Raw genomic sequence first — 25410 nt, 5'->3', positions numbered from 1 at the left:
GAGCAAGTGATGAACCAGACCGATACCAAGCAGACCCAGCCCGACCTGACGCATCTGAACCAGAGCGGCGAAGCCCATATGGTGGATGTGACCGACAAGCAGGTGACCGAGCGCGAAGCCCGCGCCGAGGCGTTTGTTGCCATGGCCCCCGAGACGCTGGCGCTGATCCTGAGCGGCCAGCACCACAAGGGTGACGTGTTCGCCACCGCCCGCATCGCCGGCATCATGGCCGCCAAGAAGACCGCCGATCTCATCCCCCTCTGCCATCCGCTGGCCTTGACCAAAGTCGAGGTGGAGATAGTGCCGCTGGCCGAGCAGAATAGGGTGCATATCCGCACCCTCTGCAAGCTCTCCGGCAAGACTGGTGTCGAGATGGAGGCGCTGACTGCCGCGTCGGTAGCGGCGCTGACCATCTACGACATGTGCAAGGCGGTACAAAAGGACATGGTGATCGAACAGGTGCGGCTGGTAGAGAAAAAGGGCGGCAAGTCCGGCCATTTTCAGCTGGGGTCAAATAGCGGGGAGCAAGCATGATCAAGGTACTGTTTTTTGCGCAAGTAAGAGAGCTGGTGGCCTGCGACGAGTTGAGCCTGCCGTGCGAATACGCCACCGCCGAACAACTGCGTGCGGCGCTCTGTGAGCGCGGCGACAAGTGGGCGCTGGCGCTGGAAGCAGGCAAGCTCTTGGTCGCGGTCAATCAGACCCTGGTGTCCCTCGATACCCCCATCAATGATGGCGATGAGGTGGCCTTCTTCCCGCCGGTGACCGGAGGTTAAGGATGAGCGAGGCAATCATGACCGATCGCATTCTGGTCCAGCGGGAGGATTTCTCGCTGGCGGACGAATATGCCCGCCTCGCCACCCGCCCCGACAGTGGTGCCATCGTCACTTTTGTTGGCAAGGTTCGCGACTTCAATCAGGGGGAGGAGGTGAAGGGGTTGGCCCTCGAGCACTACCCCGGTATGACCGAGAAGGCGCTGGCCGATATCGTGCAGGAGGCCCGCCGCCGCTGGCCGCTGCAGGAGTGTACCCTCATTCATCGTATCGGCGAGCTGTGGCTTGGCGATCAGATTGTGCTGGTGGCGGTGAGCAGTGCCCACCGCGACGCTGCCTTTGACGCCTGTCACTTCATCATGGATTTCTTGAAAACCCGAGCACCGTTCTGGAAAAAAGAGCTGACCGCCGAGGGTGTGCAACGCTGGGTCGAGGCCAAGGAGAGCGACAACGCCGCCGCTGCCCGCTGGCAAGCCTGACCTGTTCATCACGAGGGGCACAGGTTCAACGGGAACCACGGCCCCGTCAAGGGGCGCGGATGTGCGGGCCCCATCAGGAGAAAGGGAATGAAACCGCTGTTATCTGTTGTCATCGCCGGCATCTGCGCCGCCACCTTGCATACCGGTGCCGTGCAGGCCGATGAAGTGAAAGTGGCTGTGGCGGCCAACTTCAAGGGCACCATAGATCGTATCGGCAAGGAGTTCACCGCCAAGACCGGCCACACCCTGGCCATCTCGTCTGCCGCCACCGGGGTGCTCTACACCCAGATCAGTCACGGGGCACCGTTCGATCTCTTCCTCTCCGCCGATGCGGCGACCCCCGAGAAGCTGGAAAAAGAGGGCAAGGGGAGCGATCGCTTCACCTACGCCATCGGCCAGCTGGGGCTGTGGAAGAAGGGGGGGCCGGCCCCTGACGAGGCGACCCTGCGTAGCTGGAAAGGCAACCTTGCCATCGCCAATGCCCGCACAGCTCCCTATGGTGCTGCCGCCATGGCGACCCTCACCCATCTCAAGCTCGATCCCAAGCAGTACCGGCTGTTGACCGGTGCCAACATCGGCCAGACCTGGCAATTTGTCGACACCGGCAATGCCGAACTGGGCTTTGTCGCCTGGGCCAATCTGGTGGAAGCGGGCAAGACTGGTGAAGCCTGGGCAGTGCCTGCGAGCTTCTATCCCCCCATCGAGCAGCAGGGGCTGGTATTGAAGAAAGGCGCCGCGGTCGAGGCGCTGGTGGCCTGGCTCAAGGGGTCGGGTCAGGCGCAGATCAAGGCTGCGGGTTACGCCTTGCCCCAATAAGGGGATGGGCCTGATGCGATACCCTGAGTGGTCTGCTTTCGGGTCGGCCACTCTTTGCAATGAGGATAGAGACCATGCCGTTGGGGGCATTTATCAACCGGGAGGTCGGCAATGAGTGAAGGGGATCTGCTGGCGGTCTGGCTCACCCTGAAGCTTGCGGCCTGCACCACAGCGATTTTGCTGTTGCTGGCACCGCCGCTGGCCTGGTGGCTGTCGCGCAGTCAGAACCGGCTGCGGCCGCTGGTTGAGGCGCTGGTGGCGCTGCCGCTGGTGCTGCCGCCAACGGTGCTCGGTTTCTATCTGCTGCTGGCCTTCTCCCCCGAATATGGTTTCGGCGCCTGGTGGCGCGACACCTTTGGCGCCCCGCTCGCCTTCAGCTTTCTCGGCCTGCTGTTTGCCTCCATCCTCTATTCGCTGCCGTTCGTGGTGCAGCCGCTCACCTCCGCCTTCGTCAACATGGGCAACAAGGAGCTGGAAGCTGCTGCGACCCTGGGGCTCGGCCCGCTGGAGCGCTTCTTCCACATCATCTTGCCGATGACCCTGCCCAGCTTCGTGATGGCGGCAGCGCTGGGCTTTGCCCACACCCTGGGGGAGTTTGGCGTGGTGCTGATGATTGGCGGCAATATCCCCGGCGAGACCCAAGTGCTCTCCATCGCCCTGTTTGATCATGTGGAGGCGATGGATTACCGACAAGCCCACTATCTGGCGGGCGGCCTGATGGTCTTCTCGCTGGTGATGCTGGTGCTTGTCTATGGTGTGTTGCAGCGCCGACAGCGGAGAGTGTTTGGATGAACCAGCCCGCTACTATGCCGCCAGTGAACGAGCCGCACCGCCATGCCCTGAACCTCCATGTTCGGCGTGAGTTTGGCCCCTTTACCCTCGATTGCGCACTGACCCTCGAACTGGGTGGGATCCTCGGCTTGTTTGGCCCCTCCGGCTGCGGCAAGAGCACACTGCTGCGCATCATCGCCGGGCTCGATCGCCAAAACGGGGATCGCTTGCGGTGGCGCGATCGGGAGTATGCTCAACTTCTGCCCGAAGCGCGCCAGATCGGACTGGTGTTTCAGGACTCGCGCCTCTTCCCCCATCTGACTGTGCTTGGCAATCTGCAACTGGCGGCCCGCAAGGGGCGAGGGCGCTGGCAGCCCGAAGCGCTGGCGGCGCGGCTCGGTTTTGCCGATCTGCTGGGACAGCCTGCCCATGCCCTCTCTGGCGGTCAACGCCAGCGGGTAGCGCTGGGGCGGGCGCTGCTGGCCGAGCCTGATCTGCTGCTGCTCGATGAGCCTTTCTCGGCGCTCGATCGGCGCAGCCGCATCCATCAGGCCCATGTGCTAAAGGGCTTGCAGCAGGAGAGCGGTATCCCGATGATCTTCGTTAGCCACGCCATGGAGGAGGTGAGCCTGCTCTGCGATCAGCTGGTGCTGCTGGAAGGTGGCAGGGTGGAGGCGCAAGGCAGGCCGAGCGAGATTTTCGCCCGAACCGATCTCTCGCTCGCCAGCCGTGACGATGCCGGAGTGATGCTGGCGGCGACCCTCTCTCACTACGATGAAGAGGAGCAGATGGCGACCCTGCAGCTTGGTGAGCAGCAACTGCGGGTCACCATGACCCATGTGCCGGATGAGAGCGGCCCTTTGCAGATCAAGGTGGCGGGGCGGGATGTGGTGATCGCCACAGCCCCCATCGAGCACTCCAGTCTCTCCAACTGTCTCGTCACCCGTCTGCTGGCGGTGCGCGAGGTGCGCCCCGGCCAGACCCTGTTGCAGTTGGCGCTGGGTGAGCAGATACTGCTGGCCCGGATCACCAGCCGCTCCGCCAGGCGGCTGGCGCTGGCGCCGGAGCAGCAGATCTTCGCTTATATCAAGGCGGTGAGTCTGGTCAGCGAAGGCTGATTGGGCGCCGTGCTGATAACGTGGCAGGATAGCCACGGGCAACATAACAACGAGAGATGGTTCAGGTGATGAGTCGAGAGGCAAGACACTGATGCGCCGCAATCAGGTGATGAAATTCAACGGGCTTGCCCTGCGCAGCGCAGGAGAGGGCCCCTTGCTGTTGCTGCTGCACGGGCTGGGCTCCTCGAGCCTCGACTGGCAGGCGCAGATCGAACGGTTTTCCGAGCACTACCGGGTGGTGGCGCTGGACTTGCGCGGCCACGGCCAGAGCATGCAGGAGGGGCCGTTCGATGTGACGACCCTGGCAGCCGATGTGGTGAACTGGCTCGATGCACAGCCAGAACCCGCCTGGGTGGTGGGATTGTCACTGGGGGCCATGGTAGCGCTGGAGCTGGCGCTGCAACTGCCCCACAAGGTGCAGGGGCTGGTGCTGGTCAACGGTTTTAGCGAGTTTCTGCTGGAGAGCCCCAAAGAGCAGGAGCGTTACGCCCAGCGCCTCAAGTGGCTGCGCTGGTTCGGTATGCGCCCGCTCGCCTGGTGGCTGGGACGCGAGCTCTTCCCGGGCCCGGATCTGGCACAGGTGCGCCACACCTTCCGGCTGCGTTTCGTGCGCAATAAAAAGAAAACCTACAAGGCGCTGCTGGAGGCGTTACCCGGCTGGTCGGTACGCGCCCGGCTCGGCGCCATCTGGCAGCCGGTGGCCATCATCTCCACCAGTCACGACTACCTGCCGCTGGCCAAACGGGTAGAGCAGTTTGCCGCCTTGCCCAACGCCACCATCCACACCCCCAACGGCCACCACGCCTGGCCTGCGGAAGATCCTTCCGGATTTAATCATTTGCTTCACCGGATTTTAGAAACCCATTAAACTTGTCGCCCTTTTACCCCGTGTATGTATTGGTTCGATCGCCTTGCCAAAGGCATAAGGCAAGGCAATCGGACCCATTTCTGATCTATTAACAGGTGTTTCCTCATGTCTGAAGTAATGAAAATGGCCATCGATGATGGCTCGACCAACGTCAAGGTGAGCTGGATTGAGAACAAGGTGCTCAAGACCATCATCTCTCCCAACTCCTTTCGCAAGGACTGGAAGAGCGCCGCATTGCGTAAAGACAAGAAGATCTACAACTACGAGATAGGCAACACCAAGTACACCTACGATGCGACTTCCGACAAGTCTCTGGCCACCACCCATGTGGAGTACCAGTATGACGATCTCAACCTGCTCTCCGTACATCACGCCCTGTTGCAGACCGGTGTGACGCCGTGCGATGTCGCCATCACAGTAACCCTGCCCATCACCGAGTTTTACAACCCGGACGATTGCCAGCGTAACGAAGAGAAGATCGAGAAGAAACGCCGCAACCTGATGCGTCCAATCACCCTTAACAAGGGCGAGCTGTTCAATATCGTCAGTGTCGAAGTGATGCCGGAGAGTCTGCCTGCTGCGCTCTCCCGTCTGATTGGTTCAGGCTGCAACGAGTTCACCAAGACTCTGGTGATCGACTGTGGCGGCACCACTCTGGATATGGGGATCATCGTCGGTGAGTTTGATGATGTCTCCGATGTCTACGGTAACAACGAGATCGGTGTCTCCATGGTGACCGACGCTACTCGCAAGGCGCTGGCCGCAGCAGACAGCGACTCCAGCTATCTGGTGGCCAACGAGTTTATCAAGCGTCGTCACGACATGAGCTTTGTACGCGATGTGGTCAACGATGAGAGCCAGATCCCCAAGATCCTCGAGAAGATGCAAAACAAGATCGACGAGCTGGGCACTCAGGTTGCGCATGAAGCGAAGAAGTTTGCCAAGAACCCGAACCGTGTCTATCTGGTCGGTGGCGGCGCATCTCTGATTTATGATGCGATCAAGGCGGCCTATCCCACCCTGGGTGACCGTGTTGAGCTGCTGGACGATGCTCAGTCCGCGCTGGCTCGTGAAATCTGCCTCTACACCACGGAAGAGGATGAAGTCTATCGCGAAGCGCCTGTGATGGCCGAGGTTGACGATGAGTAGTCAACTCAAGCGCATGACCTTCTCCATCTACATGGATCCGGGTGCGCTGGAGTCTGATCGCTATGCGGTCGGGGTATTGCAGAACTGGTATCAACGGGCGCGAAAGATCCAGGAGGGCACCGAGGAGTTTGACTTCTCCAAGAGCCGTTTCCACAAGGATATCTACCTCTCCGGCATGTTCATGTACGTGCTGGCGCCCAACCTCTGCAAAGCGATTGCCAATGCGCTGGGGCCGGAGCAGGTGAGCATGACGACCCTGCGTCATGCCTTTGCCAGCTGTGGTTTCAATTTGGGTGAGGCCGCTGGCGAGGCGCAGCCTGCCGCAGATGTGATGATCGACGAGATAGTGGCTAGACTGGCGCCACAGCTGGGACAGAGTGATACCACTTCACTGGTAGACGAGATTGTCAGCCGGCTTGGCGAGCAGCAACCCAGCGAGATGTGGGATGAACTCAGACAGGGGCTGCCTGCTGCACTGGATCATGACCAGCTGGCCGAAGCCATCGCTGGCAAGCTGCCATCAGCAGGGGCCGAGCAGGATCTGGCTCCCCTTGCCAGCAGTATCCAGCTGCTCTCTCGCCAACTGGAAGAGCAATCCCGGCTGATCCGCGAGCAGCACAGATTGATCCAGCGACTGGCCAGTGCCCCCGCTCGACAGAGTGTTGTCGGCACAGAGGCAGAACCTTTGATCGAGGATCTCTCCAGTCAGGTTGCCAGTATGAAAAAGGTCAAAGCCAAGGGGATCTTCTGATCCCCGATACCGTAACTAAATCGGAATACAAAAGCCGAACCACAGGGTTCGGCTTTTTTGATCCCGTTTGCGTCAAGGGTGGGAGCAGACCGGGCAGTCGGGGCGTTTGGGCAGCTTCATCTCGCGGAAGGTGCCGCTCAGGCCGTCGATCATCAGCAGGCGGCCGCTGTAGCTTTTGCCCATGCCTGCCAAGAGCTTGATAGCTTCCAGTGCCTGCAGGCTGCCCACCAATCCCACCACGGGGGCGAGTACACCGGCTTCGACGCAGGTGAGGGCCTGCTCGCCAAACAGGGCGCTGAGGCAGGCGTAGCAGGGTTCATCTTCCTGCCAGGTGAAGCTGCACAGCTGTCCCTCCAGCCGGATTGCGGCGCCACTGACCAGCGGCACCTTGTGCTGGCGTGCCTTTTGATTCAGCAGGTTGCGAATGGCCAGGTTGTCGGTGCAATCGAGCACCAACTGATGTCGGGGCAGCTGGGTATCGAGCAGCGCCTCATCGGCCACGGCAGCGTGGGTCTCTACCTTGAGCCAGGGGTTGAGGGCACGAAGCGACTGCGCTGCTGAGTCCACCTTGTAGTGACCGATGCGCTCATCGTTGTGCAGCACCTGACGCTGCAGGTTGGAGAGCTCCACCTTGTCGAAATCGACCAGGGTGAGCTGGCCAACCCCGGCCACCGCCAGATACTGGCTGGCGGCGCAACCAAGGCCACCGGCGCCGATCACCAGCACACGGGCCTGCTTGAGCGCCTCCTGTCCCTCGAAGTCGAAGGATTTGAGGATGATCTGGCGGTTGTAGCGCAGCAGTTCGGCGTCGCTCAGGATCTCGCTCACAGCAGCAATCCCCCGAATGGCTCCACGGTCACCGTCTCGCCCGCGGCGACGCGGCCCCGTTCCCGTTCAAGAACGATGTAGCAGTTGGCTCGCGACAGGGAGCTGAACACGGCGGAGTCCTGCGAGCCGGTGCTGCGCACCTCGAGGCCGTTGGGTCCCTGACTCAGGATGCCGCGCTGGAAGTCGAGTCGGCCCGGGCTCTTTTTGAGTGGCTCGGCCGCAATGGCTTGCAGCTGGAGCGGGCGCTCGAAGTGCTGGCCCGCCAGCTTGGCCAGCGCCGGTTGCACCAGCTGATCGAAGGTGACCATGGCGGAGACGGGGTTGCCCGGCAGGCCGAAGAACCAGGCGCGGGGCAGACAGCCAAAAGCAAACGGCTTGCCCGGTTTGATGGCGAGCTTCCAGAAGCCAATCTCGCCGAGCTCGTCCAGCAGTTGTTTGGTGAAGTCCGCTTCCCCCACCGAGACGCCGCCGGTGGTGATGAGTACATCGGCCTTTTCGTCGGCGCGGATAAAGGCGGCGCGTAGCTGGGCGGGATCGTCGGGGATGATGCCAAGGTCGAGGCAGTCGCAGCCCATGCGCGCCAGCATGGCCCGCACGCCGTAGCGGTTGGAGTCATAGATATCGCCGTGGGCGAGCGGGGTACCGACCGGTTTGAGCTCATCGCCGGTGCTGAAGATGGCCACTTTCAGCGGGCGACGCACCGTGACGGTAGCCACGCCGAGGGAGGCCAGCAGTGGCATTTCGCGCGGGGTGAGGCGAGTACCGGCTGGCAGCACGCAGGCGCCCTTGCCGATATCGCTGCCGGCGCGGCGGATATTCTGGCCCGGTTCGGGTTGTGCCAGAAAAGTGATCCGATCGCCGTCGGCCTGCGTTTCTTCCTGCATCACCACCGCATCGGTGCCTGCGGGAACCGGGGCGCCGGTCATGATCCGCACGCAGTGGCCGGCGGGCCACTCGCCCTGATAGGGCTGACCGGCAAACGCTTTGCCCGCCATGATTAGCGGGGTGCCAGCAGTGAGATCCGAAAGGCGCACGGCGTAACCGTCCATAGCGGAGTTGTCGAAGGGGGGCACGGCGAGGGGAGAGGCGATGTCGCTGGCAAGAACCCGGCCAAGGGCCTCTGGCAGGGGCAGTTGCTCGCTGTCGCAGCAGCAGGCGAGTTGTTCCAGCATCCCTTGCAGGGCATCGCTTAAGGGGAGTAGTCCGCTGGTATCAAATCCCATCGTCATGACCTCTTTCTATGATTGAAGGCGGGATTATCACAAAATTCCCCTGGGATGGGCAGGTTATCTCAAGGGAATCTCGGGGTAATCGGCGCTGAAACGGGGGTAGATGGCCATAAAGTATGAGGTGACGCACAAGTTGACTTGAATCTTGGCGGCAATGGCCGTTTACTATGCCGCCATAACAGATGGCCGCCACAACCTGTGTGGCTACCATTACAGCGATACCGTCGGCCCTGTACGCCGCCATAACATAAGGGGTTGCTCCTTGAGCGGCCCTCACAGTCCCTGAGCGTGGGAGAGAAGATAATGACAACCTTAAGTCCGGAAGCCTTGCTGGTCAGGGCTGCCCTCGAAGCCCAGGGACTGGAAACCCCCCTGGTCATCAACGAGCTGAACAGCCAGCAGAAGCGGGAGAAGATCGAAGGCCATATGCGCTCCATCATGGAGACGCTGGGGCTGGATCTGACCGATGACAGTCTGGCCGAGACGCCGCATCGCATCGCCAAGATGTACGTCAACGAGATCTTCTCCGGCCTCGACTATTCCACCTTCCCCAAGGTGACGGTGATCGAGAACAAGATGCAGGTGGACGAGATGATCATGGTGCGGGACATCAGCCTCACCAGCACCTGCGAACACCACTTCGTCACCATCGACGGCATGGCCCATGTGGCCTATATCCCTCGTGGCAAGGTGATTGGCCTGTCGAAGATCAACCGCATCGTGCAGTTCTTTGCCCGCCGTCCCCAGGTGCAGGAGCGGCTGACCCAGCAGATCCTGCTGGCGCTGCAGACCCTGCTCGGTACCAAGGATGTGGCTATCAGCATCAAGGCGACCCACTACTGCGTCAAGGCACGCGGCGTGATGGACTCCACTTCCTATACCACCACCACCTCCCTCGGCGGGGTGTTCAAGACCCAGCCCGATACCCGGGCCGAGTTTCTCGGTGGCCTGCGCGGATAAGATGGCGGTTGTTTTGTAACCGCCACGCTGAATAAACGAGACGCCAGCAGCCATTGCTGGCGTTTTTCATTGGTCCCGAATGAGAGTGGCGGCCTGCAACGGCTTGACTCGCGCGGCTTGCCTTATGCAAACGTTATGCATTTTTCCGATTTATTCATCTGAGCGGTATATTTAATCGAACACGAAAAAAACCTCGTTTTCACCTTACAAAAAGTAACCGGACAGACTCTTTCCGAACCGTCACAATCCGGTTACTCTAGCGCCCCCTCACGGCTCTCGCTGCCGCTCATGGAATTCAGAGATATTCATCAAGGTTGGATGGTGCGCCACTGAACAGGTGGCCAGATAGTTCATGCCAGGAGGGCGTGAACCGGACGAGTGCTACGAATTTAACGACCACCAGGATATCCCATGAATACCAGTTCCATGACCATAGGTAAAAAACTCACCGCCGGCTTTGCCGTGCTCGGTTTGATGGTCGCCTTTATCGGCGGTTTTGCCCTTGTCCAGTTTGGCAACATGAATGATGTTGCCATCCGGTTTACCGACAGCATCTTGCCAGCGGTCAATCGCACCAGCGCGATCGGGGATTCTCTCGGTGAGTTGCGTCGTTATGAGCTGGGTTATTTCGTGGTGGCCGCCGAGCCGCTGAAAAGGGCTGAATATCGGAATATTGCCAGTCAGCAGCTTAACTCGATCGCGCAGCAGCTGATTGCCCATGACAAGACGATCTGGCCTGAGGATGTGGCGGAGCGCCGTACCTTCGATACGGTGAAGTCTGACTGGGATCGTTACGTCGCCCTGCACCAGCGAGTCAAACAGCTGCAAGACAGCGAGCAGCTTGCCGAAGCTCAACGCATCTTCCTTGAGGAGGGGGTTCCCCTTTATACCGCGCTGAGCAAGTCAGTGGCCTCCCTTATCCAGATTAACCATGGTTATGCGTCTGAATCCCGCAGCGACATTGTCGCCTCTTACCAATCCGCCAATCTGAGTGTCACCATCGCGCTGGTGATCGGCCTGATCCTTGTGGTGGTGCTCTCCGTGGTACTGACCCGCCAGATCCGCGACCCGCTGATCATGCTGGCCCGTCAGGCCCAGCGTATTGCCAATGGCGATCTGGGTCAGGGCGAACTGCAGCAGTGGATCCGTGACAGCCGCTTCAACCGCGATGAACTGGGTCAGCTGGGCTCCGCCATCAACCGGATGCAGGGTTCCCTCTCCGATCTGGTGAGCGAGATCGCCGGCTCCGTGAGCCAACTCAGCAGCGCAGTGGAGGAGGTGAGCGCCATCTCCAGCCAGTCTGCCAGCGGCATGGCCATCCAGCAGAACGAAGTCTCCCAGGTGGCGACCGCCATGAACGAGATGCAGTCCACCGTCAACGAAGTGGCCCGCAACACCACGGATGCCATGAGCGCCGCCAAGGATGCCTCCCGCACCTCTGCTGCTGGCAGCGAAGTGGTTCGCAGCTCCATTGCCAGCATCGAAGAGGTGTCGGTCAAGATTGAACAAGCGGGCACAGTAGTGCAGCAGCTGGAGGCCGACAGCGCCAACATCAGCGTGGTGCTGGATGTGATCCGCGATATCGCCGGTCAGACCAACCTGCTGGCCCTTAACGCAGCCATCGAAGCGGCCCGTGCCGGTGAGCAGGGTCGTGGTTTTGCGGTCGTTGCGGATGAAGTGCGTTCATTGGCCCAGCGTACCCAGGACTCCACCGCCGAGATCAGCAAGATGATCGAGCTATTGCAGAGCCGCGCCGCCGAGGCGGGCAACGCCATGCAGCTGAGTCGCCACCAGATGCAGGAGAGTGTCGGTCTGGCACGGGATGCCGGTACCAGTATCGAGACCATCAATGGTGCCGTGGTGCGCATCACCGACATGAACACTCTGATCGCCACCGCTACCGAAGAGCAGAATGCGGTGACCGAAGAGCTCAACCGCAGCATCGTCAACATTCATAATGCCGCTGACGAGAATGCCCAGGGCGCTCATCAGATCGCCCAGGCTTGCGTCGAGCTGAGCAAGCTGGCCAACACCCTGCACCATATGACCCAGCGCTTCACCCTCTAAGGGTTGATGCATGGATAACAGAAGGCCCCGCCAATTGTTATACCGTGTAGGTACTCATTACTATTAGGTATCAAAAAGGCCACCCTCAGTACTTGATGGTGGCCTTTTTTTAACTTGACAGGGTATAGCTATGGCGCATTACTGATACTAATTGTAACTCACTTACTAATTCAATAAAGATGACCGGGTATCAGTCATAAGAACAGAATCTTGCAATGTTCCTGTCTTCGAGTACTCCAAAGATCGCCATTGATTTTTGGAGCATCAATGGTTACGTAGCTCATTATTACGTAAGGAGTATTGATGGAACACACCACCATCCGTGGCAAGGTGTATCGTGACCATACCGGCGTGGTTACCGAAATCCCTGTCATCCTGACCGAACATGGCCCATTAAGGCCGTTGGTTGACTACTTCTTAGCCCACGTACAAGTACGCAGCAGTGCTTGGATGACTAAAACAGCTCAGGCTGTGGGTCTCTTACTCGACTACATGACAGCGAACCAAACCTGCTTCGATGACCCAAAAGTATTGTTCGAAGTCTTCAGCAATCGCTTGTATACCGGCACAGTGGGCGAAAATGGTACTGACCCCAGTGGCCTCTATTGGCAGGGGCGCACCCCTGCCGTGGTAAGGGTGCTGGTGAATTGCATCTCAAGGTTCTCAGACTGGATGGCGCGGGGACTAGATACCAAGTCGCTCAATCCTTGGCGTGACGCCACGAAAAGTGAGGAAATGCTTGCGTGGGCCGCTTGGCACCAGAAGCACAACCGTGCCTTTTTAGCACATACATGGGATCGAGGACAGGCATCGCTTGCCATGACACATGCTCGCAACACCTTACTCAAGCGAACTCCAGTTATCGACCATGAGCAAGTTAAACGTTTCCCAGATGAGCATATGTCGGACTTACTATTCAAAGGCTTCATCGTGCCAGGTAAGCAAACAAGTCCCCGCCTTGAACAACGGCTTAATATACGCGATATCCTGATCACGCTGCTGATGCATTACGGCGGAGTTCGTATGTCTGAGCCCTTTCATCTGTACGTGCAAGATGTAGTGCCCGACCCGATTCACCCGGATCACGCGTTGGTGCGTATCTACCACCCTAGCCAGGGGGCTGCTCCGCCTGACTGGTTAGGTGCCAATGGCAAACCGACGATATGTAACCGCTTGGCCTACTTGAATGGTAAGTACGGCCTTCGCCCACGCAATGAGTACGCCTTGAGCGATCAGCTGTTTGCCGGATGGAAGGGGAACGCCCTCGACTCGAAATCTCACTTCATGTACATAAACTGGTTCCCGCAGTGGGCCGGTAAGTTGTTTTGGCAGCTTTGGGTGCTTTATATGGCACATCGAGCTCAGCTAGCCTGCGACCATCCGTTTGCGTTCGTGACCCAGAACGGAAAACCGTACGCCATCGACTCGTTTGAACGTCAACATCGACGAGCAGTTGAGCGCATTGGGCTTGTGGCCGCCAAAGCCATAGGTACCTCGCCACATGGGCATCGCCACGCCTATGGTCAAACTTTGACAAATGTAGGGATTGATCCTGTTTTGCGCAAAAAGGCGCTGCATCACAAGTCCCTAGAATCGCAGGTTGTTTATACCGAACCAGATCGCGCTAGGTTAGTTCGATCTCTGGAGGAAGCTGCTGTGCGTGAGCAAATGGGCATCGTTCTGCCACCACCTGATCCCCTAATTTATGGCTTCAGGGACGTTGATCCATTGGGGTTAATGAGCGGCCAGGCACCAAAACTGTCGAGGAAAAGATGAGATGGGTAGAGGCAATAGAGTTAAGGGTACTAACCAATTTTTTGACCCCGAGTTTCGCTTCCTGCTTGCTCTCGACCCAGCCTTCGAGCAGTGGCAGGTACTTGCCTGTGAGTGGTTTTTGAAGCAGCCTGGTTTCCGTACACAAACAAACGCAGCCCCACTTTCCGCCTTCTTCGTACGCTACCTGCATAAGCTTCAGTTGGACAAGCGCCCTGTAGCCATATTTGAAGCTGGCTCTTGTCTACCGGATCTATGGACGACGCTGAATCTAGCATCGTACAAAAGCGGGGCAGGAATAAAGCTGCACGATCATATAAGTGATTTTCTCCAATGGGTGCTGCATGCCTACCTAACTGAACCCGATGCCGATGGTTTCCTAGTGAAGCCAAAACATCTGCGCAACCCCTTTCCTCGCCTTAAAACTAAAGTCATTCACAAGGGGGCCGATCTCAATTTTGACTATGTGGTGGCACAGGACCAACGCATGGTCCACTGGAAAAAACTTGCCGCCGAGTGGCTGAGCCAGCAAAAAAGGGCTGTCCCTACTTGGCACGTCGCTCTTGATAAATTCCTAGTGGCATACATCATAGGTTGCGGACTAGCGCGTAACCCCATTACTTACCTGTCCCGAGCATCACCACCCGCTCAACTCTTTCATGATGTCCTGCTAAATGTAAAAACTAAGGGGGCCATCGGTCAGTTAAGTCGTGCTGATATCAAGCTTAATAATTCTGTTGCTGAATTCCTTGATTGGGTACTAAACGATAAGCTATCGATTGAGGATGAACATGGTCTCAAGGTCATCCCCCCTTCACTACACAATCCAGTAGTACGACAATCCCAAATTGGCTTTATTATCCCGACGGAAACTACCAAGGCCGCACTCTCCATCCGCTATATCGAGGAATTACGTACGATGCTTGCCGAAGGGCCGGTATTCCGTGACTGGCTCTGGGCTCAACAGGCAATGGAGGCTGGCAGCTCTGGCGGTGACTGGTTTCGTGTCCCCCCCTATCTAATTGATCCCGACGACCCAGATTGCGTCTGGCGAGAGCGTGCAGCTAGTGCATATGAACGCAAGTATTTTAAGACTCCTTCCCTCGTGACCGAGATGTGGTCCCCAGTGAGAGCTGTTGCTCTCTATCTCAAGCTGGAACTGCCGCTGCGTACTTTTCAGGTCCGAATGCTCGATTCTGGAGAGGCTGACACATGGTCCTATATACATGGACTACAAGGTGGCAATTTCGTTTTGAATGATTCTCCGCTTGCTACCGGCAGTGTTGCGCGGCCCTATCAGCGTGGAGTTTTCCACCGAAGTTTGAATGAATCCGGGGCTGGATTATTCATTAATACCAACAAAACTGCTGATTACGGCAAGGCCGAAAATGATAAGGGTTATGTTATACCTTGGGTTAACGAAACGGTTTTGTATTGGCTGACGAAACTGCGCCGCTGGCAAGAACGATACAACCCACTCAGCACACCGACAGCATGGACTGAACTTGAGTGGAAACATTTCGGTGTCACCCCACCACATCCCCAAGTGTTAGAGGAGCGGGGATCAACTTGCTTTTTGTTTCGCGATGCAGCAGGAAATGGGAATGATAGGCAAAAGCCAATTATAAGTGCTGCTCTTGACCGAATTTGGTACCTGCTTCTAGCTCGGCTAGAGCAACGTTGCCTAATGCGTGCTGAAACGCTGGACGATGGCACGCAGATCAAGTTCGTCAATGAGAACAGCCCCACAACAACGTTCTATCCTCTCCATGCTCTGCGAGTCTCACTTATCAGCTACTTGGTACTCGATCTCCAGTTACCTCTGGCAGTTGTTTCCAAGCTGATCGCTGGCCACGCACGACTCATAATGACTCTGTACTACACCAAATGTGGGTACGCCTACATGAAAGAAGTACTGAGTGCAGCCGAGCGCAACGCGCTGGCTGCCGAGGAGGCCAACCATCGACGCTTTCTCATGGATGCTACGATGGAGCAGATAAGCCAGCGTTTTGCCAGCGTCAGTTCGGATGCCGTATATGCTGCAGTTGGCCATAAGTCGGCTGCAACTTTCGTTTTTGAGGACAAGGGAATTTGTTCGGCGAGTGGAACGTTGTGTGCTGTGGGCGGTGAGTGCGTCAACGAAAACCAGAGATATCCCGTCTACGCCCCCGTGCCCGGCTACCCGGAACAGCGTAACTGCGTCCGCTGCCGTTTCTTTTTATCCGGCCCCGCGTTTTTGCCTGGTTTGCAAGCCCATTTCAACTCTCTCAGTTATGAGGCTCACGAGCGTGCAGAAAGGCACAATGAGTTGCAAGCAGCCATTACGGATTTGGAAAACCACCGCGCTGACTGTGAACGTGATGGCCGTTTATTTACCGCAACCAGAGAACTGGAAAAGCTCTCGCAGCGCTATGAAGCAGAGGCAGAGGCTATGGGTAAGGTCATCAATGATCTCCAAGCAACATATCACTTAATCGGACGATCTCTTGAGATTATGAAGCAAGCCAACCAGGACGGGGTACAACTTGTTGCTGTGGGCGAGATGGACGATATCCAAATGGTGTTTACTGAGACTGCATCGGAGTTGCATCAGCTCGAAATACTTTGTGAAAACGCCACACTTTACCCAGAGATAGATTCGCGTAAACCCTCCTTGCGTCGCTCCCAACTACTTGACTGCATGCTGGAGTTTAACAAGATGCCACCGATCTTCTTCCGTCTGAGCCCTCAACAGCAACTGGAAGTAGGCAATGCAGTCATGCAGCTTATTCAGGCTCGCACTGGCTCTCTCAAAGGTGCACTTGAATTTGCAGAAGGCCATCGCAGACTGCAGGAAATTGGGTTAGTTGAAGAAACTTGGGATGTACTCAGCGAAAAGGTATCCGGTACGTCTATCAGACAGCTCATTAATACTGCTCGTAGTACCGTACACGATGGAGACAGTTATGCATCCTGAAGACGTTCTTGAAAAACTCAAGGCTAATGCGACGCAGCGCAAGGCGAAGAACCTCGATATTATTTATGACGTATGCAGAGAGCAGTATGAGCGTGGCAGCACCGATTTCACGGTAGCCACCATCTCTAGGCTATCCAAAGAGCGAGGTGGACCGGTTAAATCGACTATACACAACAAGACAGGAGATGATTTTAAAGGCCTAATCAAGGCATGGGCAAACCATACTGGTGGCATGACCCGCAAGCTGCGCAAGACAAGCGAAAACCCCATCTATGCGGTGTTAGACAAGATCCCAGATCCAGCGGTGCGTGCTGTGATGGGAGCTGTACTTGCTGAAAACAAAAAGCTTCGTGGCGAAGTGAACCTGCTTAAGACACACACCGAAGTAGTCATCGACATGACTGCAAAAAATTCAAGCCATTCACCGGAGACCATTCAGATTCTCCCGATATCTCTGGGTCTTACCGAATCAGAAATAGCCGCGTTAAGACATGCAATCAGTGACCAACTTATGCACGACGAAGGCTGGAAGACTGATGAGTATGGTCGAATCCTGACTGTTAATGGGCGCTGCATTTTCAAGATAGGGTTTGTTTCGGCGATCCAGAAGATCATTGAATGAGTCTACTTGGGACATAGATGCTAGATTCCTAGCATCCTAAAAATCGCTTTCCTTAAAAAACAAATTGTTTGATAATATCAAATTAGCCTTATTAGGCAGCCATATTAAATAATATTTATAACAGATTGCTTTATCTAATTGGTTGCAATGTTATTAATGGATTCAGTTATGACTAGACATGATTTCACATCACTGCTTTATGATGTTTGGGTTAAATCCGGAGATGATTTTTCTGGGGTAGGTATTATAGTATGCGATGACACTGAACATTTACCAATTGTTAACCTTAGAGATATGAATATAGACTTTTACGGTACGCTTTCTGATGTATTGTCAGCTCTGTCAAAAAAGAAAGGAAAGTATCATGATGGCTTTCACATAATAAATAAAAAAGGGGAGTTAACTCATGTTTCACAGTATTTTTCTCCGCCTATAATACGAGATGCATCTTTTGATAGATATCGACTTGTTGGCGGGCGATTTGTTGCAGCTCTTTTTGGGTCTTCCATACCAGGAGTTATAATGACAGGAATTGTAAGTGAAGGGCATAAACTTTCTATATTTGAGAATGGTCAGGAAATTCATTACAAGGAGCTCAAATGATTAGCCTGCTCCCTATTGGAAGAGTTATTTCTTTTATCGCTGTTATATATGCCATTATCAGTTGCTTAATTTTATGGGCAGTAACTGATTCAAAAACACCACCCACTCAAGCGATATCAATTGCAGCAGCGGGGGCTGGCTTTCTTAACATTATACTACTTGTTATGTTTTCCGTAGGCTGGAAAAAGATATGGAATAAATACCCTATTTTAAATGATATCTTGTTTCCTGATTTAAATGGTACTTGGGAAATGGTTATTCATTGGGAATGGGATGGTAAAAAAGGAACATCCAAAGCTAGAGCAGTTATAAAACAGAGTTTTTTGAAAATTGGAATGGATGTTGAAGCCGAGGACTCAGATTCTCAAACATTGATAGCAAAGCCTAAAAAGGATGCTGAAACAGGTCGGGCAGAACTATATTATGTTTTTTTGAACACACCGAAAAATAAAACAAACATCGACCTACAAGCGCCATATAATGGAACTGCTATTTTAAAATTAAGTCTTGAGGGACATGGCCTACTGAAAGGCAATTATTTCACCAGCCGAAAAACAGTTGGACATTATGAACTTAAACGAATTGAAACCTAACAGAAACGCTAACTCATACAGTGAGTAGAGCAAATAATCATGCTTTTATTTAAAGCTCAGATTATTTAGTACACACATAGTAATCAAATATGATTACTATGTGTGTACATCAGCTTTCAACCCCCTTGCAGAAAAAGACTCATTTGGGTCGCTCGCGGATTTATTTATGTGTCAACTCCATTTTTGGTATGAAATATGCTTGCAAAAAAGTAATGAAAATGGTTATTGAGAAGCATTACTAAATGCGTGTGGCGAGTAACCTCAACAATCAACATGACCATTCTTCTGCTCCATAATGGGAGGAATCGTTTAAAATTCACCCTAAAGCTGCTTTTTATTATATTTGTCAGTTGAAAATATTCGAAGAAGCCCTCAGATTATTGCCATGTAACTTGATCAGGGATGTCTCATGCAGGCAAGACACAAAGATGTTAAAATCCTTAGCTTGAATGGTGGGGGGGTTAGAGGGTTATTTACAATCAATGTACTAGCCGAAATTGAACGCATCATTGAACAGAACACTGATCAGAAAAATATTAAAGTGGGTGATTACTTTGACCTGATCGTCGGCACTTCTATTGGTGGCATTCTGGCTTTGGGCCTTGCATCTGGGAAAAGTGCAAGAGAATTAGAGGCGGTATTTCGTGTACAGGCCCCAAAAATTTTCCCATCGAAGGCATGGCTAGTGACGCAATGGCGTGCAGCGGTTAGTGCTCGATATCATAGCAAACCGCTTTTTGATGCTGTAACTAGCATGATTGGTGCTGAAGTAACCTTCAATGACCTGACGCGCCGTGTCATGCTCCCCGCAGTAAACCTTTCAACGGGCAAGCCCCAATTCTTTAAAACTCCCCATAATCCAATGTTTAATCGGGATGGGCGTCTTACCCTCATCGATGCAGCTATGGCTACGTCTGCTGCACCAACATACTTTACACCTCATTACTGTAAAGATTTAGATGCCTATTTTGCTGATGGGGGATTAGTAGCTAACAATCCTAGTTTCATTGCGTTGCATGAAGTTCTACGCGATATGAGAAGCGATTTTCCTGATGTCAGTGTTAGCGACATAAAAATACTGAACGTTGGGACGTTAGGAGAAGAGTACACAGTAAGTCCCACAGCCTTGGAATCGACAAGTAATAATGGTTATCTCGGGTTATGGGGGTTAGGTGAGCGTCTTGTGTTAACTACTATGACTGCCAATCAGCAGCTTCACAAAGCAATGTTGATACGTGAATTAAGTAGCCACAACGTATTGGATAACTATGTAAGCTTGGATGATATAGTTCCGAATGAGGCAGCCTCAGATATCACGTTAGATAATGCCAGTGTTAGCAGCCTTCGCAATCTTGCAAGCAGAGGTAAACAATTGGCAACTAATGAGTTTACTAAAAATCATCGGTTGCGAGCTTTCTTTGATCATCCTGCCGCACCATTTACACGCCAGAAACTTGTCCAACAGGAGCAAAAGTGATGAGTTGGAATTTTCACCGTTATTACAGCGACAGTACAGATGGACTAATTAGCAAGTTAAAACTGGCAGATGAACGAATCGCAACACTTAAGCGCTTGCGCAAACAAGTTCGTATTCGAACCAAAATAGTATTTGAAGAAGCCAAACAGCTTGCTAAGGCATCAAACCCTGCATCCTCATTTGAAAGCATGAAGCTGCAAGTAGAAAATTCTCGGCTCAAACACCTTAGCCCACAGGATCAAGTTGAGGTCGCGGTACTTATCAAGGATATGGACCCAGATGCTCGTAAGGCATTTTTATCCCTCACCCCACGTTTCTGGACACAGGGTAGCTTTCAATACGATACCCTCAACAATCCGTATTTTACACCACCACAAGAAATGGACATTGATGATGGCACTTATTTGCCAATGACAATCTTTGAAGACCAGCCAGTAATTGGCCATCGCCTTCTCCTGCTCCTTGTCGATTCATCTCTAAAGTCTTTAGCTGACGAAAATGAGGGATGGGAGTTTGAGGCACAAAGCAAATGTGCACGCCTTAAGATTCCTGATATGAACACTCATATTGACGTGCCAATGTATGCAATTCCTGAAGAACAGTTTTTGCTAAAAGAAGCAGCTTTATCAAAATCACAGTCAAATGTTGCTATGGATTCTGCGATTATGGGTACCGAATCGCTAGCATGCAACCGTGCTGACTACAGCCTTGATGAAGGATGCGTCAATCTGGCAATACGCGATGGTAAACAGAGATGGATCAAGAGTGATCCAAAGATTGTCGAAGATTGGTTCAACGATTGCTGTAGGAGGATTGGGCCTCACTTACGTGATGTCTGTCGTTTCATGAAGTCATGGCGAGATGTCCAATGGAAAGACGGTGGAGGCCCATCGTCTATTTCACTCATGGCTGCCACTGTCAGTATTCTTGATCGTGTTCCTCATGACAAAAATGACTTAGGTGCAACGATGAAGTTACTTGCGAGATACCTTCCTACTGAATTTTCTAACGGAGTAGAAAGCCCAGATCATACTGATGAAAAACCCCTTTTCCCGCCTTGTAATGAACATGGAGAACGTGAAAGGGGGATTATGGAAAAACTCTCTGAGCTGGCAGTGATCTTGGATGATGCAGAAAAATGTTTAACTAAGCCGCTCGCTCTTTCCTCCATCAATAGGGCATTTGGTTGCCGAGTAAATAAGAGTGACCTGATTGTTAGCGCACCATCGGCACCAGCGTTCGCCGGTGAGCCGTCTCGTGGTAGTCAAGCTGCGCGCATTAGTTCTACTATGGCAAGCGGTTAACGCACTATGCTCAGTGAATTGCATCAAATATTGTTGAGCTGTGGATATAGCTACACCGCAGCTCATCATATTCCTGGTAGTACGCCATTACGTACCTATGATAATGCCAAGGGATTTTACGTAAAGAAATATGAAACTTCAGCTGGTGAATTCACCGTCGCACTAAGTTTCACTGCAGATCCATATATTACGCTGCCCAACGCGTATATTCTTAAAACTCCCGAACAATTTTCTGGCCGCTTGATGCCCCATATTAATATGGGATGGTATCTCTGTTATGTTCAAGAAATGGAAGCTGACTGGGATGCAAATAACTTGCGAGGACTCTATACGCAAGTAGATGCACAAATTCAGCTCACACTACATGCTTCTGTTGCGTCTACAATTGAAGGCGCACCTAATGACCATGAAATGGAAGGGGAATTCTCTTCTTATTGGTTACCAGATAAGAAAGTCTATCTGTTATCAGATGTTGCCGAAAAAGTAGCTCTGCAGAGCCTGGTGGCTACCAATATATACGAAGCTATGACTCTAGGGTTAACTTCAAAAGAAGAGTGGATCGCCTACGCAACAGAAGATAAAAGTTCGTTAAACGAGTGGTTAAAGCAGAGAAACCTTTCTCAGCTTAATAACAAGCCAATTATCACTAGCTATTTCAAAGTTAAACCTTCTCGTCTAGCTGGTGTGGCTTGGCCGCCACAAGACCTGAGGGCAATGCTTCAATGGCTTACTGAGGTTGATCTCAGCGCTCGTAGTCGTCTTTTAAAGCATTTTGTTGATAACCCAGTGAAACGACATTTACTACTGCTCGATGTACAACATCAGGATTTGGTTGGAGTTTATTTAGAACTAAATACTGATGCGACAGGACTAAATACATTTTCAAAGAAAAAAAACCGGAAAAAGCGCACTGGACGAATAGTCAAATCAGGGGCATTAATTACTGCACTATCAGCTAAGCGGTCCGTCATAAAATTCATCCGTCTCGGAGTCATCAGAGCAGATAAAAAAACTATTTTGAGCCGTAACCGGCGCCGCCCAACTATAGGAGATCTAAGTACCCAGCGGATTGCTCTCATAGGCTGTGGCACCGTTGGTGGATATCTTTCTGGCTTGTTACTTCGCTCAGGAGCCGGATGTGGAGAAACAAAGTTTGATATCTATGATCATGATTCCTTCGGCCCTCAAAATTTTGGCCGCCATCCGTTATCAACGGCCTATTTTGGGGAAAATAAAGCGATTGCAATGGCTGCGATGCTTAAATCCTCCACTCACTTGAACTGTAGAGTGGAAGGGAAAAATACCCAATTTTCTATTAATCCTGAGTTGTTGAAACAATATGATATTATTATCGATGCTACAGGTCGGCCTCCAGTGGCAAAACGGTTAGCTCATGTTGTTAGAACCATGCCATCTAGTCAGAGGCCCCTGCTTATCCATGGTTTCAATGATGGAAATGGTCGAGCGTCAAAAGTGCTAATCGATGATGGAAGCTGTTGCTTTGGATGTCTACTTGCTGAGCCAGCGTTTTATAAAAATGGTTCGGATATGAGGTTCAGCGAGATTGACTCCAATAATGAACGATTCGTCAGCTGTGGTAGTACTTTCACGCCTTATGACGCAGCAGTTAGTGTGATTACAGCTAGCATGATGCAGGAAGCGGTTCTTTCAACTTTGGAGTATAAATTAGGCTGGACATACAATGAACATATGTTGGATGGTAGCCGTTCTAGACAGCCCCGCCGCCTACCTCGTCAACCTAACTGTACTATCTGCCATGACCAACATTGAGCTCACATTTACGGATAAATTAGGTGGATTGCTCGTAATTATGCCCTCTGTCCTAGACAAATTACTAGGCTATCGCCAATTGGATTTACTTAGTAATGAGGCCGCAGGAGTACTAATCGGTGAGCGCAGAGAATCACATATAGTTGTGCATGAGATCTCCGAACCAGGCGAGGGTGACATTAGACGACGTAGCTTCGTTGATCGCCGTGGCCCTCACCACCAAGCTACAGTGGATGATGCTTTTGTCCGATCTCGAGGACAACTCCAATACTTGGGAGAATGGCATACCCATCCAGAGGATCAACCTTCTCCTTCAGCAACGGATTTAGGGTCCTGGCGACGCTATTTAGTCTCACAAGAACAGATGGTTGTGATAATTGTTGGTAGGAAAGAAATATGGGCAGCAAAGAAAATCACTGAACAAATCGTCCCACTTCTTAAAATCTAATGATTACTATCAATGGCTGAATCGCCACGACTTACCCTAACACTTATAGCTAATCTAGGCTAAAACGGCCGCAGAAAATCTGTGGCCGTTTCGTTTAGTTCTGTTACTACTTCAGATGCCTTGTAAGTGCACAGCTAGTCTTAAATAGTGTCGTTTTTACACGGTATAACAATTGGCGGGGCCTTGTTGTTTCTGGCTGGTTTGTTGAGCGTAGGGTCGATTAGCGAAGCGTAATCGGCCGACGCCAGCCCCTCACTGACCTTTAGCTAAGTCCAATGGTCTCGCCATCTTCATCAATATCGATATGGCGATAGGCAGGCAGACGACCCAGCCCCGGCATGGTCATGATGGGGCCCGCCAGCGCATAGACGAACCCGGCACCGGCGCAGAGCTTCACCTCGTCGATGGGCACCTCGAAATCGGTCGGCACCCCTTTGAGGGCGGGGTCGTGGCTGATGGAGAGCGGCGTCTTGGCCACGCAGATGGGCAAGTGATCCCACCCTTCTGCGGAGAGCTGTGCCAGCTGCTGGCGCGCTTTGTCGGAGAGCTGCACTCCGCGGCCACCGTAGCCGCACTCCACCAGGGTCGCCAGCTTGGTGTCGAGGCTCATCTCATCGGGGTAGAGCAGTTTCACCTTACCGGGTTGCTCGCAGGCGGTGACCACGGCGCGGGCCAGCTCGCTGGCACCGGCACCACCCTGGGTGAAGGCGTTGGAGATGGCCGCGCCACAGGCACCGGCTTGCTGCGCTTCATGGGCCAACAGCGCCAGCTCGGCCTCGCTGTCGGTGGGGAAGCGGTTGATGGCGACCACCACCGGCACTCCGTAGCGGCGGGCGTTCCGGATATGCCAGGCGAGGTTGGCGCAGCCCTGCTTGAGGGTTGGCAGATCTTCTCCCTGCAGGCTGGCTGGCAACGGCTGGCCCGGGCGGATATCGAGCAGACCGCTGTTGGCCTTGAGGCCGCGCACCGTGGCCACCAGCACCACGCAGGCGGGGGGAATGCCGGATTGGCGGCTCTTGATGTTGAAGAACTTCTCCAGCCCCATGTCGGAGCCAAAACCTGCCTCGGTCACCACATAGTCGGTCAGGCCAAGGGCGATACGATCGGCGATCACCGAGGAGTTGCCGTGGGCGATGTTGGCAAAGGGGCCGGCGTGCACCAGCACCGGTGTCTGTTCGGTGGTCTGCATCAGGGTCGGTTGCAGCGCATCTTTGAGCAGCACCGTCATGGCGCCCGCCACTTCCAGTTGCTCGGCGGTCACGGGATTGCCGTGCAGGTCGCGAGCCAGCTGGATGCGGCCGATGCGCTGGCGCAGGTCTTTCAGATCGCTTGCCAGCGCCAGAATGGCCATCAGTTCGGAGGCGGCGGTGATGACGAAGCGATCGCTGCGTTCCACCCCATCGGCTGCCCCACCCTGACCTATGGTGAGGTGGCGCAGTGCGCGGTCATTCATGTCGAGGGTGCGTGGCCAAAGAATGTTGTCGGCATCGATATCGAGCCGCGGCAGGCCGGTTTTGGCGGTGAACTCGGCACCCAGTTTCTGTTCGTGGAACAGGCGGGCATCGAGGGCTGCCGCCGCCAGATTGTGGGCTGCAGTCAGGGCGTGAAAATCGCCGGTGAGGTGGAGGTTCATCTCCTCCATCGGCACCACCTGGGCGTGGCCGCCACCAGCGGCCCCCCCCTTGACCCCGAATACCGGCCCGAGGCTCGGTTGGCGGATAGTGGCGATGCTGGGCTGGCCGATATGGTTGAGCCCCATGGAGAGGCCAAGGGTGGTCACCGTTTTCCCTTCACCGAGCGGGGTAGGGGTGATGGCGCTCACCAGTACCAGCTTGCCGCTCTGTGTGGGCTGAGACTTGAGCAGGTCGAGGCTGAGCTTGCCTTTGTAGTGGCCATGAGGGCTGAGCAGGTGCTGGGGGATGGCGAGGCGTTCGGCCAGCGCGTGGATTGAGAGACGGGGGGACTGGCGGGAGATCTCGATATCGCTTAGCATCAGCACCTCGTTGGCATATCGGGGTAAAATATGCGGCGCAG

General features: G+C 54.0%; 23 protein-coding genes. 20 read left to right on the top strand and 3 right to left on the bottom strand.

Annotation, left to right across the window (positions count from 1 at the left end; genetic code table 11):
* Positions 1–9: 9 nt before the first annotated feature.
* The 9 genes from moaC (at position 10) to I6L47_RS06660 (ending at position 6725) form a co-directional block, all read left to right on the top strand.
* The gene (gene moaC, locus I6L47_RS06700; protein WP_216948952.1) at positions 10–534 is read left to right on the top strand and encodes a cyclic pyranopterin monophosphate synthase MoaC; all 525 of its coding nucleotides are present in this window, start codon (positions 10–12) and stop codon (positions 532–534) included.
* Positions 531–776 (top strand): molybdopterin synthase sulfur carrier subunit, encoded by a 246-nt coding sequence (moaD, locus tag I6L47_RS06695; RefSeq protein WP_139731817.1) that lies wholly within the window; start codon positions 531–533, stop codon positions 774–776. Before moaC ends, moaD begins: the two co-directional genes overlap by 4 nt.
* A gap of 2 nt (positions 777–778) precedes the next feature.
* Positions 779–1252, top strand: a complete 474-nt coding sequence (gene moaE / locus I6L47_RS06690) for a molybdopterin synthase catalytic subunit MoaE (RefSeq protein ID WP_139493415.1) — start codon at positions 779–781, stop codon at positions 1250–1252.
* 87 nt (positions 1253–1339) lie between these two features.
* The gene (gene modA, locus I6L47_RS06685) at positions 1340–2068 is read left to right on the top strand and encodes a molybdate ABC transporter substrate-binding protein (protein WP_216948951.1); all 729 of its coding nucleotides are present in this window, start codon (positions 1340–1342) and stop codon (positions 2066–2068) included.
* A 111-nt stretch (positions 2069–2179) separates the two neighbouring features.
* The gene (modB, locus tag I6L47_RS06680) at positions 2180–2860 is read left to right on the top strand and encodes a molybdate ABC transporter permease subunit (protein ID WP_069526763.1); all 681 of its coding nucleotides are present in this window, start codon (positions 2180–2182) and stop codon (positions 2858–2860) included.
* A gap of 14 nt (positions 2861–2874) precedes the next feature.
* Positions 2875–3957, top strand: coding sequence for a molybdenum ABC transporter ATP-binding protein (gene modC, locus I6L47_RS06675; protein WP_216949326.1), 1083 nt, complete (start codon positions 2875–2877; stop codon positions 3955–3957).
* A gap of 91 nt (positions 3958–4048) precedes the next feature.
* Positions 4049–4825, top strand: coding sequence for an alpha/beta fold hydrolase (locus I6L47_RS06670; RefSeq protein ID WP_216948950.1), 777 nt, complete (start codon positions 4049–4051; stop codon positions 4823–4825).
* Between the two features lie 105 nt (positions 4826–4930).
* On the top strand, positions 4931–5974 hold the full coding sequence (parM, locus tag I6L47_RS06665) for a plasmid segregation protein ParM domain-containing protein (RefSeq protein ID WP_103252105.1): 1044 nt from the start codon (positions 4931–4933) through the stop codon (positions 5972–5974).
* Positions 5967–6725, top strand: a complete 759-nt coding sequence (locus tag I6L47_RS06660) for a hypothetical protein (protein WP_234898251.1) — start codon at positions 5967–5969, stop codon at positions 6723–6725. Before parM ends, I6L47_RS06660 begins: the two co-directional genes overlap by 8 nt.
* Before the next feature lie 72 nt (positions 6726–6797).
* Here I6L47_RS06660 and moeB read toward each other — a convergent pair whose 3' ends face one another.
* Positions 6798–7553, bottom strand: coding sequence for a molybdopterin-synthase adenylyltransferase MoeB (gene moeB / locus I6L47_RS06655; protein WP_213386462.1), 756 nt, complete (start codon positions 7551–7553; stop codon positions 6798–6800).
* Positions 7550–8776, bottom strand: coding sequence for a molybdopterin molybdotransferase MoeA (gene moeA, locus I6L47_RS06650; RefSeq protein WP_302056645.1), 1227 nt, complete (start codon positions 8774–8776; stop codon positions 7550–7552). The genes moeB and moeA overlap by 4 nt, the downstream gene beginning before the upstream one ends.
* Before the next feature lie 309 nt (positions 8777–9085).
* Between moeA and folE the strand changes: the two genes are divergently transcribed.
* The 11 genes from folE (at position 9086) to I6L47_RS06595 (ending at position 23376) form a co-directional block, all read left to right on the top strand.
* On the top strand, positions 9086–9742 hold the full coding sequence (gene folE, locus I6L47_RS06645; protein WP_058055823.1) for a GTP cyclohydrolase I FolE: 657 nt from the start codon (positions 9086–9088) through the stop codon (positions 9740–9742).
* A gap of 411 nt (positions 9743–10153) precedes the next feature.
* On the top strand, positions 10154–11809 hold the full coding sequence (locus I6L47_RS06640; protein WP_216948948.1) for a methyl-accepting chemotaxis protein: 1656 nt from the start codon (positions 10154–10156) through the stop codon (positions 11807–11809).
* Between the two features lie 303 nt (positions 11810–12112).
* Positions 12113–13585 (top strand): gamma-mobile-trio recombinase GmtY, encoded by a 1473-nt coding sequence (gmtY, locus tag I6L47_RS06635; protein WP_111901673.1) that lies wholly within the window; start codon positions 12113–12115, stop codon positions 13583–13585.
* A gap of 1 nt (position 13586) precedes the next feature.
* A complete protein-coding gene (locus I6L47_RS06630; RefSeq protein WP_216948947.1) occupies positions 13587–16538 on the top strand; it encodes an integrase family protein in 2952 nt (983 codons plus the stop codon).
* Positions 16528–17160 carry a gamma-mobile-trio protein GmtX gene (gene gmtX, locus I6L47_RS06625; RefSeq protein ID WP_216948946.1) on the top strand — a complete coding sequence of 211 codons (633 nt, stop codon included), beginning with the start codon at positions 16528–16530 and terminating at the stop codon, positions 17158–17160. The genes I6L47_RS06630 and gmtX overlap by 11 nt, the downstream gene beginning before the upstream one ends.
* Positions 17161–17328: 168 nt before the next feature.
* Positions 17329–17763 carry a diadenylate cyclase gene (locus I6L47_RS06620; protein ID WP_162632681.1) on the top strand — a complete coding sequence of 145 codons (435 nt, stop codon included), beginning with the start codon at positions 17329–17331 and terminating at the stop codon, positions 17761–17763.
* A complete protein-coding gene (locus I6L47_RS06615) occupies positions 17760–18356 on the top strand; it encodes a hypothetical protein (protein ID WP_111901669.1) in 597 nt (198 codons plus the stop codon). The genes I6L47_RS06620 and I6L47_RS06615 overlap by 4 nt, the downstream gene beginning before the upstream one ends.
* 409 nt (positions 18357–18765) lie before the next feature.
* Complete coding sequence (locus I6L47_RS06610; RefSeq protein WP_058394985.1) at positions 18766–19833, top strand: CBASS cGAMP-activated phospholipase; 1068 nt, start codon at positions 18766–18768, stop codon at positions 19831–19833.
* Positions 19833–21137 carry a cyclic GMP-AMP synthase DncV-like nucleotidyltransferase gene (locus tag I6L47_RS06605; RefSeq protein WP_216948945.1) on the top strand — a complete coding sequence of 435 codons (1305 nt, stop codon included), beginning with the start codon at positions 19833–19835 and terminating at the stop codon, positions 21135–21137. The genes I6L47_RS06610 and I6L47_RS06605 overlap by 1 nt, the downstream gene beginning before the upstream one ends.
* Before the next feature lie 6 nt (positions 21138–21143).
* Positions 21144–22928, top strand: coding sequence for an E2/UBC family protein (locus I6L47_RS06600; protein ID WP_216948944.1), 1785 nt, complete (start codon positions 21144–21146; stop codon positions 22926–22928).
* Positions 22915–23376 carry a Mov34/MPN/PAD-1 family protein gene (locus tag I6L47_RS06595; RefSeq protein WP_081045667.1) on the top strand — a complete coding sequence of 154 codons (462 nt, stop codon included), beginning with the start codon at positions 22915–22917 and terminating at the stop codon, positions 23374–23376. Before I6L47_RS06600 ends, I6L47_RS06595 begins: the two co-directional genes overlap by 14 nt.
* 262 nt (positions 23377–23638) lie before the next feature.
* Here I6L47_RS06595 and I6L47_RS06590 read toward each other — a convergent pair whose 3' ends face one another.
* Positions 23639–25369 carry a formate--tetrahydrofolate ligase gene (locus I6L47_RS06590; protein WP_216948943.1) on the bottom strand — a complete coding sequence of 577 codons (1731 nt, stop codon included), beginning with the start codon at positions 25367–25369 and terminating at the stop codon, positions 23639–23641.
* Between the last annotated feature and the right edge of the window lie 41 nt (positions 25370–25410).

Source organism: Aeromonas sp. FDAARGOS 1417 (genome assembly GCF_019046985.1).
Taxonomy (GTDB): domain Bacteria; phylum Pseudomonadota; class Gammaproteobacteria; order Enterobacterales; family Aeromonadaceae; genus Aeromonas; species Aeromonas veronii.
Note: the sequence above shows the minus strand (reverse complement) of the source record. Positions and strands in the feature narration are given on the sequence as shown.

Excerpts from the sequence above, each read along its gene's own strand:
- parM (WP_103252105.1), top strand. The coding sequence starts at position 4,931 with ATGTCTGAAGTAATGAAAATGGCCATCGATGATGGCTCGACCAACGTC.
- I6L47_RS06610 (WP_058394985.1), top strand. The coding sequence starts at position 18,766 with ATGCAGGCAAGACACAAAGATGTTAAAATCCTTAGCTTGAATGGTGGG.
- I6L47_RS06615 (WP_111901669.1), top strand. The coding sequence starts at position 17,760 with ATGATTAGCCTGCTCCCTATTGGAAGAGTTATTTCTTTTATCGCTGTT.
- modA (WP_216948951.1), top strand. The coding sequence starts at position 1,340 with ATGAAACCGCTGTTATCTGTTGTCATCGCCGGCATCTGCGCCGCCACC.
- modC (WP_216949326.1), top strand. The coding sequence starts at position 2,875 with ATGCCGCCAGTGAACGAGCCGCACCGCCATGCCCTGAACCTCCATGTT.
- I6L47_RS06670 (WP_216948950.1), top strand. The coding sequence starts at position 4,049 with ATGCGCCGCAATCAGGTGATGAAATTCAACGGGCTTGCCCTGCGCAGC.
- modB (WP_069526763.1), top strand. The coding sequence starts at position 2,180 with ATGAGTGAAGGGGATCTGCTGGCGGTCTGGCTCACCCTGAAGCTTGCG.
- gmtX (WP_216948946.1), top strand. The coding sequence starts at position 16,528 with ATGCATCCTGAAGACGTTCTTGAAAAACTCAAGGCTAATGCGACGCAG.
- moaE (WP_139493415.1), top strand. The coding sequence starts at position 779 with ATGAGCGAGGCAATCATGACCGATCGCATTCTGGTCCAGCGGGAGGAT.
- I6L47_RS06620 (WP_162632681.1), top strand. The coding sequence starts at position 17,329 with ATGACTAGACATGATTTCACATCACTGCTTTATGATGTTTGGGTTAAA.
- I6L47_RS06600 (WP_216948944.1), top strand. The coding sequence starts at position 21,144 with ATGCTCAGTGAATTGCATCAAATATTGTTGAGCTGTGGATATAGCTAC.
- gmtY (WP_111901673.1), top strand. The coding sequence starts at position 12,113 with ATGGAACACACCACCATCCGTGGCAAGGTGTATCGTGACCATACCGGC.
- folE (WP_058055823.1), top strand. The coding sequence starts at position 9,086 with ATGACAACCTTAAGTCCGGAAGCCTTGCTGGTCAGGGCTGCCCTCGAA.
- I6L47_RS06640 (WP_216948948.1), top strand. The coding sequence starts at position 10,154 with ATGAATACCAGTTCCATGACCATAGGTAAAAAACTCACCGCCGGCTTT.
- I6L47_RS06605 (WP_216948945.1), top strand. The coding sequence starts at position 19,833 with ATGAGTTGGAATTTTCACCGTTATTACAGCGACAGTACAGATGGACTA.
- moaD (WP_139731817.1), top strand. The coding sequence starts at position 531 with ATGATCAAGGTACTGTTTTTTGCGCAAGTAAGAGAGCTGGTGGCCTGC.
- moaC (WP_216948952.1), top strand. The coding sequence starts at position 10 with ATGAACCAGACCGATACCAAGCAGACCCAGCCCGACCTGACGCATCTG.
- I6L47_RS06660 (WP_234898251.1), top strand. The coding sequence starts at position 5,967 with ATGAGTAGTCAACTCAAGCGCATGACCTTCTCCATCTACATGGATCCG.
- I6L47_RS06630 (WP_216948947.1), top strand. The coding sequence starts at position 13,587 with ATGGGTAGAGGCAATAGAGTTAAGGGTACTAACCAATTTTTTGACCCC.
- I6L47_RS06590 (WP_216948943.1), bottom strand. The coding sequence starts at position 25,369 with ATGCTAAGCGATATCGAGATCTCCCGCCAGTCCCCCCGTCTCTCAATC.
- moeA (WP_302056645.1), bottom strand. The coding sequence starts at position 8,776 with ATGGGATTTGATACCAGCGGACTACTCCCCTTAAGCGATGCCCTGCAA.
- I6L47_RS06595 (WP_081045667.1), top strand. The coding sequence starts at position 22,915 with ATGACCAACATTGAGCTCACATTTACGGATAAATTAGGTGGATTGCTC.